This window comes from Pontibacillus sp. HN14 (assembly GCF_021129245.1).
GTDB lineage: Bacteria > Bacillota > Bacilli > Bacillales > BH030062 > Pontibacillus.
Genome location: NZ_JAJOLR010000003.1, coordinates 232,731 through 246,527, shown reverse-complemented (window position 1 = coordinate 246,527; position 13,797 = coordinate 232,731). Strand labels below are relative to the sequence as shown.

Below are 13,797 nucleotides of genomic sequence, written 5' to 3'. Positions count from 1 at the left end.
GTACAATATTTACCAACTTTTGGATGGTGAAGGTTCGGTTCGTTTAAGAGGGGGCTTAAACATGGTTTTGCAGAAAGTGAACTTAGGTTTGGCAGCTGTTATGATCGGTTTATGTGTGTATCATCTGTTGATCAATCCGATTGATTGGCCGATTGAGGTTATTTTTCCTCTTGTGGCTGTTCTGAATTTAGGATTTGGGATAGAAGAATTAAGAGATAAAAGTAAAAGGCGGGGGATTGTTTATTTAGCTGTATCTTTGAGCCTGTTTATCGCAGCACTCTTGTAAAGTATGAGTACAGGGCGAATTCGTTCGCCCCGTTATTCCATTTCCGTGCTTGGTACAAACTGAAGGATAATAAAGTTGAACCAAGTCAGGATCGGGATGGCAAAGATCAGTTCATAAACGTTCGTCTGCCCGATTCCAAATACCGTTGCCTCCGCACTCATGCGGTAAGAAATCCATGTCAGCGTTCCGAGTAGAGAGGCGTTTAAGACAAGCGCTAGTAGCATGCTTAAACGTTTGTGGCTTTTCTTTTTGAGTAGCAGAACAGATCCCAAAGTGGATAAAACTAAAGAACATAAAAGAATAACGTAATTCAATGTGATCCTCTCCTTGTTTTTTTCATTTAATGGGTTGTGTATATTCCTTTTTTAAATCGTATAAGGTATTGTATAATTAAAGTAGATTAACCATACTATTAAGAAAGAGCCCAGTGCTGGTACACTGGACTCAACAACAGCTTATCCGCTTTGAAGAGCGGCCGGCTGCGATGATTTTAGAGATGAAATAATCCACCCTAAACACCTTTCCGGCGGCGTTGGGGTGGATTATTTTTTGTTACTAATCTTTTCGATTAATACGACAATTAAGTTGAGCAACGCTACAAGAAAAATGCCAAACGTTATTACAACTTGTAAATCCACGGCTTTCACCTCCGCCTTCGCAGAGGAATAGACCGCCCACCCCAACGGTTAAACTGTTAGGAACAGTATACCATAACTGTTTTACAATATTTAACTTATTGTCATAAGGTTCTTGCTTCCATCAATCCTTATACAAGGGATGGTGCTAAAGTTACATAAAAAACGGACTCCTAATTGGAATAGGGAGTCCGTTTTTTTTATCAAGGTCTAGGCTGTTTTCTTCGTCTTCCCAACCTTTTCTTCTGAACGATCCACGACGGCCGCTCCAACAATATCTCCAAATACGTTCGAAGCCGTACCGGCCATACCAATTAAAACATCGACACCCGCAATGAGCGCGACGATTTCAAGGGGCAGGTTGAACATCGTTAATACTGCAGATAAGGTCACAAGACCAGCTGCTGGAACCCCTGCTGTTCCGACGGATAGAAGGGTTCCGATCACTACGATCGTGAAGAAGTCTCCAACAGACAGGGATAAGTCTGTAATGTTTGCCGCGAACACAATCGAAACGCCCATACGCAGGGCTCCGCCATCAGAGTTGAAGACTGCCCCGAGCGGAAGGGTGAAATGAGCGACACGCTCTGAGATGCCAGCCTTCTTAGCTGTATCAATGGCAACTGGGAGGGACGCCACACTACTTGAAGTGAAGAAGGCTGTTGTATAGGCGTCCTTCGTAGCAGAGAAGAACGGCTTCAGCGAATGACCTGATAGCTTAAGGAATGATGTATACACAAGAATCCATAGAAGAGCCACACCTGCATAAAAGACAGCTGTAAAGCTAAGCAAGGACTGAAGCGTTTCCCATCCTTGGCCACCAAAGGACGAGGCACTCACCCCGAAGATTCCAATCGGCGCATATAACAGAATGCCTTTTAAGAGCTTGTAAAAGAGTTCATTTAGCGCCTGGAAGAAGCGGTCTAAAAGCTCACCATATTCCTTCATCTTCTCATCAGTTGAGAACTTCATCGTTGAAATCGCAATGCCGATAATGACCGATAAGAAAAGAATCGACATCAGATCCCCGTTTACAAACGGTGCGACAATATTGTCCGGGATAATGTTCATCAACACATCACCGAAAGACGGTGTATCTGGTTTCTCGACGTCTGCATTCGGAAGCTCAAGATTCTTACCAGGGTCGACTAGAAAGCCAAGTCCAAGACCGATGAACACCGCAGCTGCCGTTGTAGCGATATAGTAAAGGATGAGCTTTCCACCCATACGGCCGAGAGTGGGTAGGTTCATTTGATCCACAGCTAGGACGACCGTTAGGAAGATGACCGGAATCGCAATGAGTTTTAACAAGTTAATTAATAAATCGCCTAGTGGTTTAACCACTGTTGCCTGTTCCCCGATCGCAAGGGCGAGCAGTGTACCGGCTAGAAAGCCGACAAACATTTTAAGTACGAAAGATGTTTCTATGTAGGTGTTGAAGAGTTTTTTCAACGAGTTTCCTCCTTTGTCTTTATAATTGGGACCGTTACGTTTGATGAGTGGTTGGGGTGTCTTGGGAACGACTCGCTTTCCACGGGCCCCACACGAGGTGGGGTCATTCGACGTTGGCGATTGACGTGACGGTCTTAGTCGAACTTCATTATTCCCTTAAAAGCCTCCTCCACGCTGGAACTAGACTGGCTCCTTTTGCCGCAGGAGTCTCGCAATTTCCCGAACCACCTTTGCCATATTTAGAAGAACGGAAAACATGCCATATTAGAAAATAGAGTTGAATCTACGCGACCACCCAAAGCTGGAGGGCCGTCTCATCAAACTTAGATAAGGAGTGTCTGGGGAACGGGGAGACTCCTGCGGGAGAAAGAAGTCGACGAGACCCCGCAGGGCACGATTTTTGCCCGAGGAGGCTCGACAGCTCGCCCGTGGAAAGCGAGTCGTTCCCCAGACACCCCAAGCACTAGTCAATAAAGACGGCCCCATCTACTATGATGTCCTTACGAATTTTATCATGGATTGTGTAGAAGGGATAGTTCTGTTGTTCGGAATGTAGGACAGTTTAGATCCATCTAACGTGTTTGGTCCTTTTATAATGACTTGAAATGAATTCCAAAAGTAATTGACAGAAGTCTTGTCCTAAGGGTATATTGTGTATATAAGGTATACACAGTATATACGGTTTTGGAGAGGAGCTTTCCTATGATGGCTTTGGAAGTCAAAAATCTGAACAAGAAATATGAGCAATTTCAGTTAAAAGATGTTTCTTTTCAACTACAGAAAGGATATATCATGGGATTTATCGGTGCGAATGGGGCTGGTAAAACAACCACAATAAAATCCATTTTGAATCTGACTCAGTTTGATAGTGGGGAAATTAGTACCTTGGGTAAGAACTTCATCGAGCATGAACTCGAAATGAAGCAAGTGATTGGGTATGCCTTTGGCGGGGTCAATTATTATACGAGAAGTAAAATCAAAAACGTGACGAATGTGATTAAGAAGTTTTATACGAATTGGGATGAAGAAACCTACAACAATTATCTTAAAAGGTTTGACTTAGATGAGAACAAAAAAATCGCCCAATTGTCTGAAGGGATGAAAGTAAAGTACAATTTGGCGCTTGCTTTATCCCATGGTTCGAAACTACTTATCCTTGATGAACCGACAAGTGGACTTGATCCTGTAGCAAGAGACAATTTGTTAGACCTATTTCAAGAGTTGGTGGAGGAAGGCGAAATTAGTATTCTTTTCTCGACTCATATTACTTCTGATTTAGAAAAATGTGCGGATTATATTACCTATATTCATAACGGAGAAATCATTAATAGCGCTGAGAAAGATGAATTTATTAACACATATCGGTTGTTGAATGGGGATGAAAGTCAACTTGAAAAGGTTAAAGACGATTTAATTTCCTACAAAAAGAATTCATTTGGCTTTACAGGATTGATCCATAATCAAGATTTTGACCCGACGCTCGATATTCGCTCAGCGCGGCCTAATCTTGAAGAGATCATGATCTATTTCTCAAAAAGGGAGGGGCAGTATGTATAATTTACTTTTGAAGGAATTAAAGCTAGGCGTAAATCCCTTCTTTTATCTATTACCCTTTCTGACCGGAGCGTTAATGTTAATTCCAGGATGGTTATACTTTATTGTACTCCTGTACTTTTGCTGGATAACAGTACCTAATATATGCGGGGCTTATAAATCACAGAATGATTTAGAGTTTTCTCTTATGATGCCTGTCACGAAAAACGATATAGTAAAAGCGAAAGTGGCCGTTATTGTAATCTTAGAATTATTGCACATTGTAACGGCAGTGTTCTTTGGCATCATTAGTACGCACTTATATCCGAATATCCAAAACTTCTTCTTTGGGCCAACGGTAGGGTTTTGGGGACTTGGTTTTATCATGCTAGCCATATTCAATCTAATCTTCATATCTATGTATTTTAAGACAGCCTACAAATTTGGCGCCCCTACCATAGCTGCCATCACAGGTGCGATGCTATTTGCGGGAGGTGCTGAGTGGTTAGGAATCAAAAATTCTATGATGTTTGATCTGTTTAAAGGCAGCGGTTCAGATAATCTAGCGATCCACGTTCCCATTCTATTAGCTGGAATGGCAATATTTGCAGGATTTACGATTATTGCTTATTATATTGCTATTAAACGATTTAAGAAAGTGGATATTTAATGAACATAGCTATTTCAAATACCTCTGAAAAACCAATCTATCAGCAGCTTTTTGAACAGATTAGTGCTCAAATCCTCAAGGGTGAAATTGAAAAAGGATATCACTTACCCTCCATACGCCAAGCTGCGAAGGAACTGCGTGTGAGTATTATAACGATCAAAAAAGCGTGGGAAGAGCTTGAGCGATGTGGGTTGATCTATACAATAACGGGGAAGGGATGCTTCGTGGCTGAACTCTCCTCTGAAGAGATGATTCAAAAGCGTAATGAAATGGTCGAAGAGCAAATGGCTGTTGATATTTCGTATTACAAATCCTTTGGTCTGACGATAGAAGAAGTTATGGAACTTCTGAAGAAGGTTTATTAAGTGGATTTAAAAAATGGAAATACGAATGAAACCCACTAAGAGCCGCATTTTATGCGGCTCTTTTATACTGTCACCATAACTGTCACCATGGTTGCAATAACAATAGGTAACCAACCAAAATCAATAAGTTTATTGTTAGTGGATCGGTCAAATTCATACCTTAGAGCTAGTCTTTGGATCACGACATAGATTACACTAATAGCAAAAAAGTTAAGATAGTTTAAAGAATCAGAGAATAATAACACTAGAACCAATAAGCAATATACGACCGCCCTGAAAATAGGGAGCCTTACAATCGACATATTTACTAACACCCTTTCAAAATATAGACACTACTGTAATACGTTCTTTTGTATAAACACAGTTTAGCAAAGATTTTAATATAACGTAATTAAGGGTTTTACTTCCATATATCATCCAGTAAAATGGGGTCAGAAAAATTTATGATAGGTTTAAGAGGGAAATAGGGGGATTGTGTTTTGAAGCTACTAAAAGGGATCATTATAGGTATTGTGGTGTTATTTGTAATATTTGCGATTATAGGAGTGGTTGCATTTTAAGGTACCAGCGAATGTAACCCATTCGAGTTATGAATATGATTCCAGACACATGATTCGAACTCGATTAGGGCAATAACTTGTTCATCAATATACTCCTTCTATTCATATATAAAACCAGAAAAAAGGTACATCGTGTACCTTTTTTCTGGTTATACTTATTATTTCGAGCTTTTGAGATGCATTAGAACTTCTCTTGGTTCAGCCCGGTACATATAATCAACATTTGCACTCGACTTGATGATGGTTCCATCTTGATTGATGACAACCGTTCCAGCAACAGGCAATCTCCAAGGATTATCTTGGTTATTGTAGAGATTCAAGTCGATATTGAAATCTTCTTTATACGTTTTGACAAGGTAGTCGGGTAATTCAAACAACAAGTTGTACTGCTTGATAACTTCTTGTGTTGGATCACTTACTACTTCATATGAGAGGTTGTTCTTCTCACGTGTAGTCAAGGATTGGTCAGGAGTTTGAGGGGAGATGGCGATTAATTGAGCTCCCTCAGCTTTTATATCATTCAGAATTTCTTCATAAGCTCTCAACTCAAGGTTACAGTAAGGACACCAACCTCCTCTGTAGAAATTCAAAATAACAGGGCCTTTCTTCAGTTCATCATATAAAGTAACGAATTCCCCGCTGGCGTTTTCCAATGTGAAATCTGGGGCTTTGTCACCTTCCGCCAATCCAGAGGCTATTCCCGACTCGATAAGCTCGTTAGTTGCTTGTGTTACGTTATTCGTCACGTGCTCAGGAGCTTTTGAAAAGAACTTCTCCCGAACTGCTTGTAGTTCGTCCTTTAACATACTCTCACCTCAAGATTTCTTTTGAATGGTATCTCTTAAAAAATTACTTTAATCTATCGCAATATGAATGAAGCGTCGAATATGCCCGAAGTTCTGTTAAATAGTTGTCGATATGAGGGTTCTTCATAACGTCGTGAACTCCGAAACTTTTCAGTGGCTTAAGACCGACGCAATTGTTCTATAATTCAAAAACAATCGAACTATTGATTGCAAAAAGCATATTATAGGAGTCTGTAGTCCTGCTATACTTATATTTTCGCTTCCCAATTCTGCGCTTCCGCTTCTTTAATCATATCTTCTGCATCTTGTGGATATGCGGTTCGGAAAGCATGGTGGTCAGCTGCGATTACCTCTACCATCTTATCGATCATTTCTTGAGGATGGTATTGATTTTCTAACATTTTTCCTGTTCCAGCCATAGATTTGCGAGGTGTAAAGTTTTTGTCTTCATCATACCATTTCTGCTTCTCTTCAAACATTCGGTCATTAAAACCAGTTTCGTATGGTCCAGGATTGATTGTGGCGACTTGGACGTTAAACTCTTCAAGCTCAGCCTTCATATTCTTCGCTATCGCTTCAACTGCATGCTTAGATGCTACATAAGGCCCTAGGTAAGGGATGCTAACGGCACCTGCAATAGAGCTAAGGAATACGATTTTTCCTGCTTTCTTTTCTACGAATTTTTTGGCTGCAATTTGAGCATTTTCCAAGGTACTAAACACATTCGTCTCGAAGATATTCCGTACACGATCAACGGGGATCTCTGCGACGGGACCACCTTCACCAATCGCTGCATTGGCTACGAAAATATCATAATCATACTCACGGATTAATTCCTGATCACGCTTATTATTGATGTTGAGTTTGATGATTTCTAACTCTACACCTTCTAGTGAAGCGGCCTCTTTTAAGCTGGTAATTTGGGAAAGAATTTCAACAGAAGCGATTACACGATGTCCTTGTTTAGCTAACCCAATGGCTGCACCTTTACCTAAGCCGCTGCCTGCGCCCGTGATAAAAACAGTTTTGCTCATTCTGATTTCCTCCTATAAGAGATAAGGATTTGTTTATTAGGAACGTTTCCATCTGCCATAATTGTAATTAAATTAAACGTTGAATACTTCTTTTAAATGTGCGCGAAGTTCTGTGAGGTATTTATCGATGTCAGGGTTCTTCATAACGTCATGAGCTCCGAAACTCTTAAGTGGCTCAAGTCCGACATATTTATTCATATTGTGGAAGTGATCAAGGGCACCTTCAATATCCTGCCCTTTAAAGAATTTGTCTTTGGCATTAAAAGCGTACTCTGGAGCGTTCCATGTTGTCGAGAACATATACTTGCCATTAATCATTCCATTATGGCCATATTCAGCATCGCCTCCGAAGAAGACACCTGGTTCATATACGGCATCAATATATGATTTAAAGGCGCCTGGCAAGCTAAACCAATTGATGGGTGTTTGGAAGATAATTGTATCTGCCCATTTGAATTTTTCCTGTTCTTCTTTCACATCATATCCTTCCTGTACAACAGTGGTCTTGATGTTATAGGAGCCTTCCAATTGGCTTATGATTTCATCAAATAACGTTTTGTTCAGTCTTCCTGGTGCAAATGACCAATATTCATGTCCATTGATGACTAAGATGTTTTCCATGATTATTCCTCCTAAGTGGTTTTATAGTTCGAAAACCATTGAACTGTTGAAAATAATAGCATCACTTTATGTGGATTGCAATCATTTCGATTTTTTGATGAATCAGTGTTATTTCTTTTAGCAAACGCTGAAGGAGGATGGGTGAATGTCTTACTAAAATTCATAAGCGATCGTTCTATGCTAAAAAAGCACTCCAACATGGTTGGAATGCTTTTTTCACTGTATTGTTCCCTTCAATTCCTGATAAATCTCCCGCTTCCACCGAAGCATCTCCTCTGATAAAAAAAGCGACTCTTCCCTCGGCCGAGGAAACGGAACCTGAAATTCCCTTTGTACTGTAGCCGGTCGTTCTGATAACACCACAACCCGGTCAGATAGGAACAGAGCCTCTTCAATGTTATGCGTCACAAATAGAACAGACCGCTTATGCTCGCTCCAAAGATCAAGGAGCCATTTCTGCATCTCGAGCCTTGTGAATTCATCGAGTGCAGAGAAGGGTTCATCTAAGCAGATCAAAGGTTGTGGGCTAAGTAAACTCCTGACAAAAGCGGCTCGTTGCTTCATTCCACCAGACAGCTGATGAGGATAAGTGTTCTCATAGCCTGATAAACCTGCCCGGTCAAGCATTGAGAGCGCAGCACGTTTGTCTGTCTTTCCTGCGATTTCACTCCCGAGCATTACGTTCTCAACAATCGTCCGCCACGGAAAAAGGGAAGGACTTTGTGGCATGTAACTAATCGATCCTCTTGTGCCCTTAATGTCTTTACCACCTAGTGTGATCTCGCCTTGTTCAGGTTGGTACAAGCCTCCGATCAGGTTAAAGAGGGTACTTTTCCCGCTGCCGGAGGGGCCGAGGATGGAGACGAATTCCTCATCTCCGACCCGGAGGTTCACGTCGTTTAAAATGAGTTGGCCGTCAAAAGACTTTGATAGGTGTTGTAATGTGAGTTCAGCCATCTGTCTCAACTCCTTTCGTTTTCCAGGCAATGACTCGCTTCTCGACGAGTGTGATCAGCGCAAAGAAAGTGAGGCTCAACACCATAATTAAAAAGATCGCCACGAAAACTCGGTCAGTTCGGAATGAGGAAGAGGCGAGCGTCATATAAACGCCAATCCCTTCTTTCGCCCCTAACCACTCGGAAATGACGGCGCCCATTACACTGTATGTAGCAGAGATCTTTAACCCGGAGAATAAAGAAGGCAGCGCATGGGGCCACTCTAATTTCCAAAACGTCTGGCGTTTTGTTGCGCCCGCCATTTTCATATAATGAAGCAATTCCGTGCTCGTCTGTCTTAATCCGTCCATCGTTGAAACGGCAATCGGGAAGAAGCAAACGAGTGTGATAATGATCAGTTTTGGCAACATACCGAATCCGAACCAGATGACAAGGAGTGGTGCGAGCACGATGATCGGGATATTCTGTGAGAAAATAATAAGCGGGTAAAACATGTTTCGGAACACAGGGGTGACGTGCAAAAGAATCGCCACGACGATGCCAAACGTGGACCCGATCAGAAATCCAATCACGGTGAGCCAGATGGTCGAGTAGAGGTGATGGTTATACAACGACCATCCGGCTATTCCTTCCTCCCACACTTGAAATGGGGAGGGGATGAGCCATTCTGGAATATCAAATAGTCGACTAGCGCCTTCCCAACTAATAAAGAGAAGGATGATGACCAGTGCAGGCCGCCATCCTTTTAAGACTGCTTGTTTCACTCGGAATACTTCTCCGTTAACGCATCCATTGAAGCACCACTTGGCTGATAGAGCACTTTAACCTGTGAGATCACATTCAGGCACCCTAGTTCGACCATGCGCGCATTCATCTTTTCGATGATCTGAAACAGCTCGGATAGATCTCCCTCCATCGTCGTTTCAAGGGGATGGACCTCGTACTTCACTCCGGATTCTTGAATAATGGAAATCGCTTCGTCCACCATCGGAATGGTTGGTTCTCCGTTTGGTGTCTTTGGTATGATTTGAATACTGACTAATGAATTGGCCATTGTCATCACTCCTCTGGTAAGAATTCGTTCGTAAAGGCTTCACTTGCCTTCAGTTCTTGGTCGAGCAACCCGTTTTCGTACATCCAATCGGTATAGTTTTCCCAAACGGCTTGATCTTGTACGCCCCACTGTTCCGCGTCGTCTTTGTATTTCGGTGACAGCCATTTCTGACTTGCTTTGACGAGCTCTTTGTCAAGGTCTGGTACGGCGTCTATTAAAATATTAGCTGACTTCTCTGGTTCGTCGATCGCAAATTGATAGCCTTGGGACACGGCTTTCGTGAACGATTCAACGAGCTCAGGATCTTCATCGATGTGTTTCTGGTTCGTTGTGAGGACGGGGGTATAATAATCAAGTTTCTCTGAGTAATCAGTTAAGTACAGCATGTTTAATTCCTGACCACGGAGCTCGGCCTCAACGCCTGTCCACCCGTAGTAGATCCATGCGAAATCAACATCTCTCTCAACGGCTGTGAAGAAGTCGGTATTTCCCATGTTCACGATGTCCACTTTGTCAGGATCCCCGTTCTCTCCTTTCATTAGAGAAGAGATGACTTCTTGCTCAACTGGGTCGCCCCAGCCGCCATATGTCTTTCCTTCAAAATCTTTTGGTGATTCAATATTTTTCTCCGCTGGAGAAGCGAACCCTGATGTATTGTGCTGAATAATTGCTGCGATTGATACGACCGGGATGTCCTGCACGCGCGCTTTCGTAAGAGCTTCCTGTGCGCTAATGCCAAAGTCTGCTTTCCCTGATGCGACAAGCTGATCAGCTCCGGCCTCTCCTGGCATAATAATATCCACATTCAAGCCTTGTTCTTTGAAATAGCCTTTTTCTTTCGCTACATATAGGCCGGTGTGGTTCGTGTTTGGCGTCCAATCGAGGACAAGTGTCACGTCTTGTAGAGACTCCCTTTCGCCTCCATTTTCCCCACTTGTACTTGAGCAAGCGGTTAAGAGGACGATTAGACACGTCAAGATCCATAGTTTCTTCAAAATGATTCCTCCCTTTTGTAATGAGAGCGTTAAACGGTAAGGGACTTTTAGAGAATCGTAGAAAATTTTCCAATAAAAAAAGCACCAGGTACCATACCTAGGGTGCATATCATTAAAAACGTTTAGATATGTTTCCTACGCTGGTCTCAACCAGATCAGGTTCTAAGGGTCCGTCTGTCTACAGGACGTCTCAACCAGTCACACTGGTTCCCCTACATGTTACGTGTTCCTATTAAATTATGATTAACGCTCTTTCTCTTAAGACTTTGCCACACTCGTTTCGGAATTGCAAGAGGGCTTTTCGTAGAGGAGAGATTCTGAGATCTGTTCCCTTTTTCGGGGGAGAAGGGCTCGGAAAGTAAGAGAGAAGCGCTCTCTGTGACATTTTCGTTGCTTTATGACTTCAAAAGGGAACAGATAGGTCGAATCTATGACCTTTTCGCAGCTGAAAGGGTGAAAAGGTAAGAGAGACGTGGGCTCTGTGACCTTTTAGGAACAAAGTGCTTTTAAAAAGTCACAGATAGCCCTGTAGCCGTATGATTCTTCTCTAGTAAAAGGTACGGACGTGGAGCAATACAAGAGACAAATTCACAATCACTTTGCGGAAGTTTTCGTAGATTAATGACAAAGAGCAATCTCTTTGCTGAGGGGATTGCTCTTTTTTACATTCATAGGTTACACTTGGTCGGAATTGGGGAAATAAATTATTTTGTAACTTTTTTTGTAAGGGCTTTATAAAAGAAGGAGGAACATACATATGAAAGAGATTCGATGGGGGATCATTGGCTGTGGCGATGTGACTGAAGTGAAAAGCGGGCCAGGGTTTCAACTAGCGGAAAACAGTTCGCTCGTGGCTGTGATGAGACGAAGTGGTGAGCTTGCGAAAGATTATGCAGAGCGACACAACGTGCCAAAGTGGTATGACAAAGCAGATGATCTTGTGTCAGATTCTGAAGTAGATGCGGTGTACATAGCAACGCCACCAGGTTCACATAAGGAGTATACAGACCTCGTGGCGAAAGCGGGAAAGCCTGTATACGTCGAAAAACCAATGGCACTGAACACAGAGGAATGCCAGGCGATGATCGATGTTTGTGAGGAACATCATGTGCCTTTATATGTGGCCTATTATCGCCGCCGTCTGCCTCGTTTTCTTAAAGTAAAAGAACTGCTCGATGAAGGTGCCATCGGGGATGTGCGCTTTGTGACGATGGAACAAACCCAGAGGCAATTAGAAAAGGATGAAAACGGAGAATGGCCTTGGAGGGTTCGGCCTGAAGTGAGCGGTGGAGGTTTATTTTACGACGTCGCTTCTCATACACTTGACCTCTTTGACTTTCTTCTTGGACCAATTGAACAGGTAAAAGGGTATGCGGACAATCTGGCAGCTTCTTACCCTGCTGAAGATAGTGTAAGTGGAACGTTCCGATTTGAAAGCGGGGTTATGGGAACTGGTGTGTGGAACTTTTCTTCCTATAAGAATGAAGATCGAAACCGAATTGTTGGGACGAAAGGGGAAATTATTTTCTCAACGTTTGATGAAGTGCCAATCAAATTAATCAATCGTTTCGGAACAGAGGAATTTCATATCGATCGCCCAAGTCCGATTCAGCAGCACCTGATTCAAACGATTGTCGATGAGCTGTTAGGAGAAGGAGAATCACCGAGTACCAGGCGTTCTGCGCTTCGGACGAACCGAGTGATGGATGAAATGGTACAAGCTTACTATAACGGATAAAGGGGCGAACGATATGAATCGGAAACTTAGAATTGGGATTATCGGCGCAGGAGGCATCGCAAGGAGTGCTCATATTCCCAATTATCAAAACTACGGAGATGCAGTAGAAGTCGTTGCCGTGGCGAATCACAATAAGGAAAAGGCTGAAGACTGTGCCCGTGAGTTCTCCATCTCCCATGCGTACGAAGATTATCAGGATATGCTTCGTGAAATGGATTTAGATGCGGTCAGCATTTGCACCCCGAACGCGTTTCATGCGGAGCAGGCGATCGCCGCGATGGAATCAGGTTGCCACGTGTTATGTGAGAAGCCACCAGCGATCTCATCGAGTGATGCAGAGAAGATGGAAGAAGCGGCAAGCCGATTAGGCAAGCACCTTATGTATGGATTCCACTTTCGCTTTCGTCCGGAAGTCGAAACAGTGAAGCGTTTCATAGATGAAGGGGAAATGGGAGAGATCTATGCAGCGGAAGCGAAATGGAACAGAAGGCGAGGCATCCCAGGCTGGGGCGTCTTTACGAACAAGGAGCTTCAAGGTGGTGGAACGCTAATCGATAATGGCATCCATATGCTTGATTCAGCCTTGTATTTGATGGGGTATCCGGAACCAAAAACGGTACTTGGAGTGACGTACGATAAAATTGGGAAACGTCCTGGTGTAGGTCTCTTAGGGGAATGGGATCATGAGAACTTTTCCGTCGAAGACATGGCCCGGGGCATGATTGCGTTCCAAAACGGCGCTTCCCTTTTATTTGAATCCTCCTTCGCGGCGAACATTGCTGATAAGGATGCGAGAGTTCTAAAAGTAATGGGTGACCAGGGAGGGGCGGATGTTTTTCCGCTCACGATGTATCAGGAAAAACACGATACCCTTCTGGATCTCACGCCTCCCTATGTGGATAAGGGCAATGCCCATAAAGACATGGTGCACCACTTTATTGAATCGATTCTTATGGGTCAAAAAACGAGTGGACACACCCACCAAGGAACGCTTGTTCAAAGAATTATTGAAGCTTTATACGAATCAGCAGCTACTGGAAAAGCGGTTGAGATGTAAAAAAGCGTTTGTGCTTCGGCACAAACGCTTTTTTT

The 13,797-nt window shown here is 43.0% G+C and carries 17 protein-coding genes and 1 riboswitch; of the genes, 6 read left to right on the top strand and 11 right to left on the bottom strand.

Going from position 1 to position 13,797, the window contains the following annotated elements; translation table 11 throughout:
- The first annotated feature begins 61 nt into the window (after positions 1-61).
- Positions 62-286: a hypothetical protein gene (locus LQ226_RS12425; protein WP_231418231.1), complete on the top strand. Its 225-nt coding sequence runs from the start codon at positions 62-64 to the stop codon at positions 284-286.
- 32 nt (positions 287-318) lie between these two features.
- Here LQ226_RS12425 and LQ226_RS12420 read toward each other — a convergent pair whose 3' ends face one another.
- The 3 genes from LQ226_RS12420 to LQ226_RS12415 form a co-directional block, all read right to left on the bottom strand.
- Complete coding sequence (locus tag LQ226_RS12420; protein ID WP_231418230.1) at positions 319-600, bottom strand: hypothetical protein; 282 nt, start codon at positions 598-600, stop codon at positions 319-321.
- A 228-nt stretch (positions 601-828) separates the two neighbouring features.
- Positions 829-924, bottom strand: a complete 96-nt coding sequence (locus tag LQ226_RS21190; RefSeq protein ID WP_370635501.1) for a putative holin-like toxin — start codon at positions 922-924, stop codon at positions 829-831.
- Between the two features lie 207 nt (positions 925-1,131).
- Positions 1,132-2,373 carry a dicarboxylate/amino acid:cation symporter gene (locus tag LQ226_RS12415; protein ID WP_231418229.1) on the bottom strand — a complete coding sequence of 414 codons (1,242 nt, stop codon included), beginning with the start codon at positions 2,371-2,373 and terminating at the stop codon, positions 1,132-1,134.
- Between the two features lie 702 nt (positions 2,374-3,075).
- On the opposite strand from LQ226_RS12415, the gene LQ226_RS12410 reads away from it, so the two are divergent.
- From LQ226_RS12410 to LQ226_RS12400, 3 genes are read left to right on the top strand one after another with little or no spacing between them, the layout of a single operon-like run.
- Positions 3,076-3,930, top strand: a complete 855-nt coding sequence (locus tag LQ226_RS12410; RefSeq protein WP_231418228.1) for an ABC transporter ATP-binding protein — start codon at positions 3,076-3,078, stop codon at positions 3,928-3,930.
- Complete coding sequence (locus LQ226_RS12405) at positions 3,923-4,576, top strand: ABC-2 transporter permease (RefSeq protein ID WP_231418227.1); 654 nt, start codon at positions 3,923-3,925, stop codon at positions 4,574-4,576. The genes LQ226_RS12410 and LQ226_RS12405 overlap by 8 nt, the downstream gene beginning before the upstream one ends.
- On the top strand, positions 4,576-4,941 hold the full coding sequence (locus LQ226_RS12400; protein ID WP_231418226.1) for a GntR family transcriptional regulator: 366 nt from the start codon (positions 4,576-4,578) through the stop codon (positions 4,939-4,941). The genes LQ226_RS12405 and LQ226_RS12400 overlap by 1 nt, the downstream gene beginning before the upstream one ends.
- A gap of 62 nt (positions 4,942-5,003) precedes the next feature.
- Here LQ226_RS12400 and LQ226_RS12395 read toward each other — a convergent pair whose 3' ends face one another.
- The 8 genes from LQ226_RS12395 to LQ226_RS12360 all read right to left on the bottom strand — a co-directional run bounded on the left by LQ226_RS12395 (position 5,004) and on the right by LQ226_RS12360 (position 10,967).
- On the bottom strand, positions 5,004-5,243 hold the full coding sequence (locus tag LQ226_RS12395; RefSeq protein WP_231418225.1) for a hypothetical protein: 240 nt from the start codon (positions 5,241-5,243) through the stop codon (positions 5,004-5,006).
- Between the two features lie 416 nt (positions 5,244-5,659).
- Entirely contained in the window at positions 5,660-6,307 is a 648-nt protein-coding gene (locus LQ226_RS12390) for a peroxiredoxin-like family protein (protein ID WP_231418224.1), read from the bottom strand.
- Between the two features lie 248 nt (positions 6,308-6,555).
- Positions 6,556-7,341 (bottom strand): SDR family oxidoreductase, encoded by a 786-nt coding sequence (locus LQ226_RS12385; protein ID WP_231418223.1) that lies wholly within the window; start codon positions 7,339-7,341, stop codon positions 6,556-6,558.
- A 72-nt stretch (positions 7,342-7,413) separates the two neighbouring features.
- A complete protein-coding gene (locus tag LQ226_RS12380; protein WP_231418222.1) occupies positions 7,414-7,962 on the bottom strand; it encodes an NAD(P)H-dependent oxidoreductase in 549 nt (182 codons plus the stop codon).
- Between the two features lie 216 nt (positions 7,963-8,178).
- The gene (locus LQ226_RS12375) at positions 8,179-8,919 is read right to left on the bottom strand and encodes an ABC transporter ATP-binding protein (protein WP_231418221.1); all 741 of its coding nucleotides are present in this window, start codon (positions 8,917-8,919) and stop codon (positions 8,179-8,181) included.
- Positions 8,912-9,682, bottom strand: a complete 771-nt coding sequence (locus LQ226_RS12370) for an ABC transporter permease (RefSeq protein ID WP_231418220.1) — start codon at positions 9,680-9,682, stop codon at positions 8,912-8,914. Before LQ226_RS12370 ends, LQ226_RS12375 begins: the two co-directional genes overlap by 8 nt.
- Entirely contained in the window at positions 9,679-9,972 is a 294-nt protein-coding gene (locus tag LQ226_RS12365) for a thiamine-binding protein (protein ID WP_231418219.1), read from the bottom strand. The genes LQ226_RS12370 and LQ226_RS12365 overlap by 4 nt, the downstream gene beginning before the upstream one ends.
- 5 nt (positions 9,973-9,977) lie before the next feature.
- Positions 9,978-10,967, bottom strand: coding sequence for an ABC transporter substrate-binding protein (locus LQ226_RS12360; RefSeq protein ID WP_231418218.1), 990 nt, complete (start codon positions 10,965-10,967; stop codon positions 9,978-9,980).
- Between the two features lie 115 nt (positions 10,968-11,082).
- Positions 11,083-11,191: riboswitch (TPP riboswitch) on the bottom strand.
- A gap of 533 nt (positions 11,192-11,724) precedes the next feature.
- On the opposite strand from LQ226_RS12360, the gene LQ226_RS12355 reads away from it, so the two are divergent.
- Complete coding sequence (locus LQ226_RS12355; protein ID WP_231418217.1) at positions 11,725-12,705, top strand: Gfo/Idh/MocA family protein; 981 nt, start codon at positions 11,725-11,727, stop codon at positions 12,703-12,705.
- A gap of 13 nt (positions 12,706-12,718) precedes the next feature.
- Positions 12,719-13,762 carry a Gfo/Idh/MocA family protein gene (locus LQ226_RS12350; protein ID WP_231418216.1) on the top strand — a complete coding sequence of 348 codons (1,044 nt, stop codon included), beginning with the start codon at positions 12,719-12,721 and terminating at the stop codon, positions 13,760-13,762.
- The last annotated feature ends 35 nt before the right edge of the window (positions 13,763-13,797 follow it).

What these genes read in the sequence shown, in the direction of transcription:
- LQ226_RS12375 (WP_231418221.1), bottom strand. Translation starts at nt 8,919, where the DNA reads ATGGCTGAACTCACATTACAACACCTATCAAAGTCTTTTGACGGCCAA.
- LQ226_RS12410 (WP_231418228.1), top strand. Translation starts at nt 3,076, where the DNA reads ATGATGGCTTTGGAAGTCAAAAATCTGAACAAGAAATATGAGCAATTT.
- LQ226_RS12365 (WP_231418219.1), bottom strand. Translation starts at nt 9,972, where the DNA reads ATGGCCAATTCATTAGTCAGTATTCAAATCATACCAAAGACACCAAAC.
- LQ226_RS12425 (WP_231418231.1), top strand. Translation starts at nt 62, where the DNA reads ATGGTTTTGCAGAAAGTGAACTTAGGTTTGGCAGCTGTTATGATCGGT.
- LQ226_RS12385 (WP_231418223.1), bottom strand. Translation starts at nt 7,341, where the DNA reads ATGAGCAAAACTGTTTTTATCACGGGCGCAGGCAGCGGCTTAGGTAAA.
- LQ226_RS12400 (WP_231418226.1), top strand. Translation starts at nt 4,576, where the DNA reads ATGAACATAGCTATTTCAAATACCTCTGAAAAACCAATCTATCAGCAG.
- LQ226_RS12390 (WP_231418224.1), bottom strand. Translation starts at nt 6,307, where the DNA reads ATGTTAAAGGACGAACTACAAGCAGTTCGGGAGAAGTTCTTTTCAAAA.
- LQ226_RS12355 (WP_231418217.1), top strand. Translation starts at nt 11,725, where the DNA reads ATGAAAGAGATTCGATGGGGGATCATTGGCTGTGGCGATGTGACTGAA.
- LQ226_RS12395 (WP_231418225.1), bottom strand. Translation starts at nt 5,243, where the DNA reads ATGTCGATTGTAAGGCTCCCTATTTTCAGGGCGGTCGTATATTGCTTA.
- LQ226_RS12405 (WP_231418227.1), top strand. Translation starts at nt 3,923, where the DNA reads ATGTATAATTTACTTTTGAAGGAATTAAAGCTAGGCGTAAATCCCTTC.
- LQ226_RS12380 (WP_231418222.1), bottom strand. Translation starts at nt 7,962, where the DNA reads ATGGAAAACATCTTAGTCATCAATGGACATGAATATTGGTCATTTGCA.
- LQ226_RS12350 (WP_231418216.1), top strand. Translation starts at nt 12,719, where the DNA reads ATGAATCGGAAACTTAGAATTGGGATTATCGGCGCAGGAGGCATCGCA.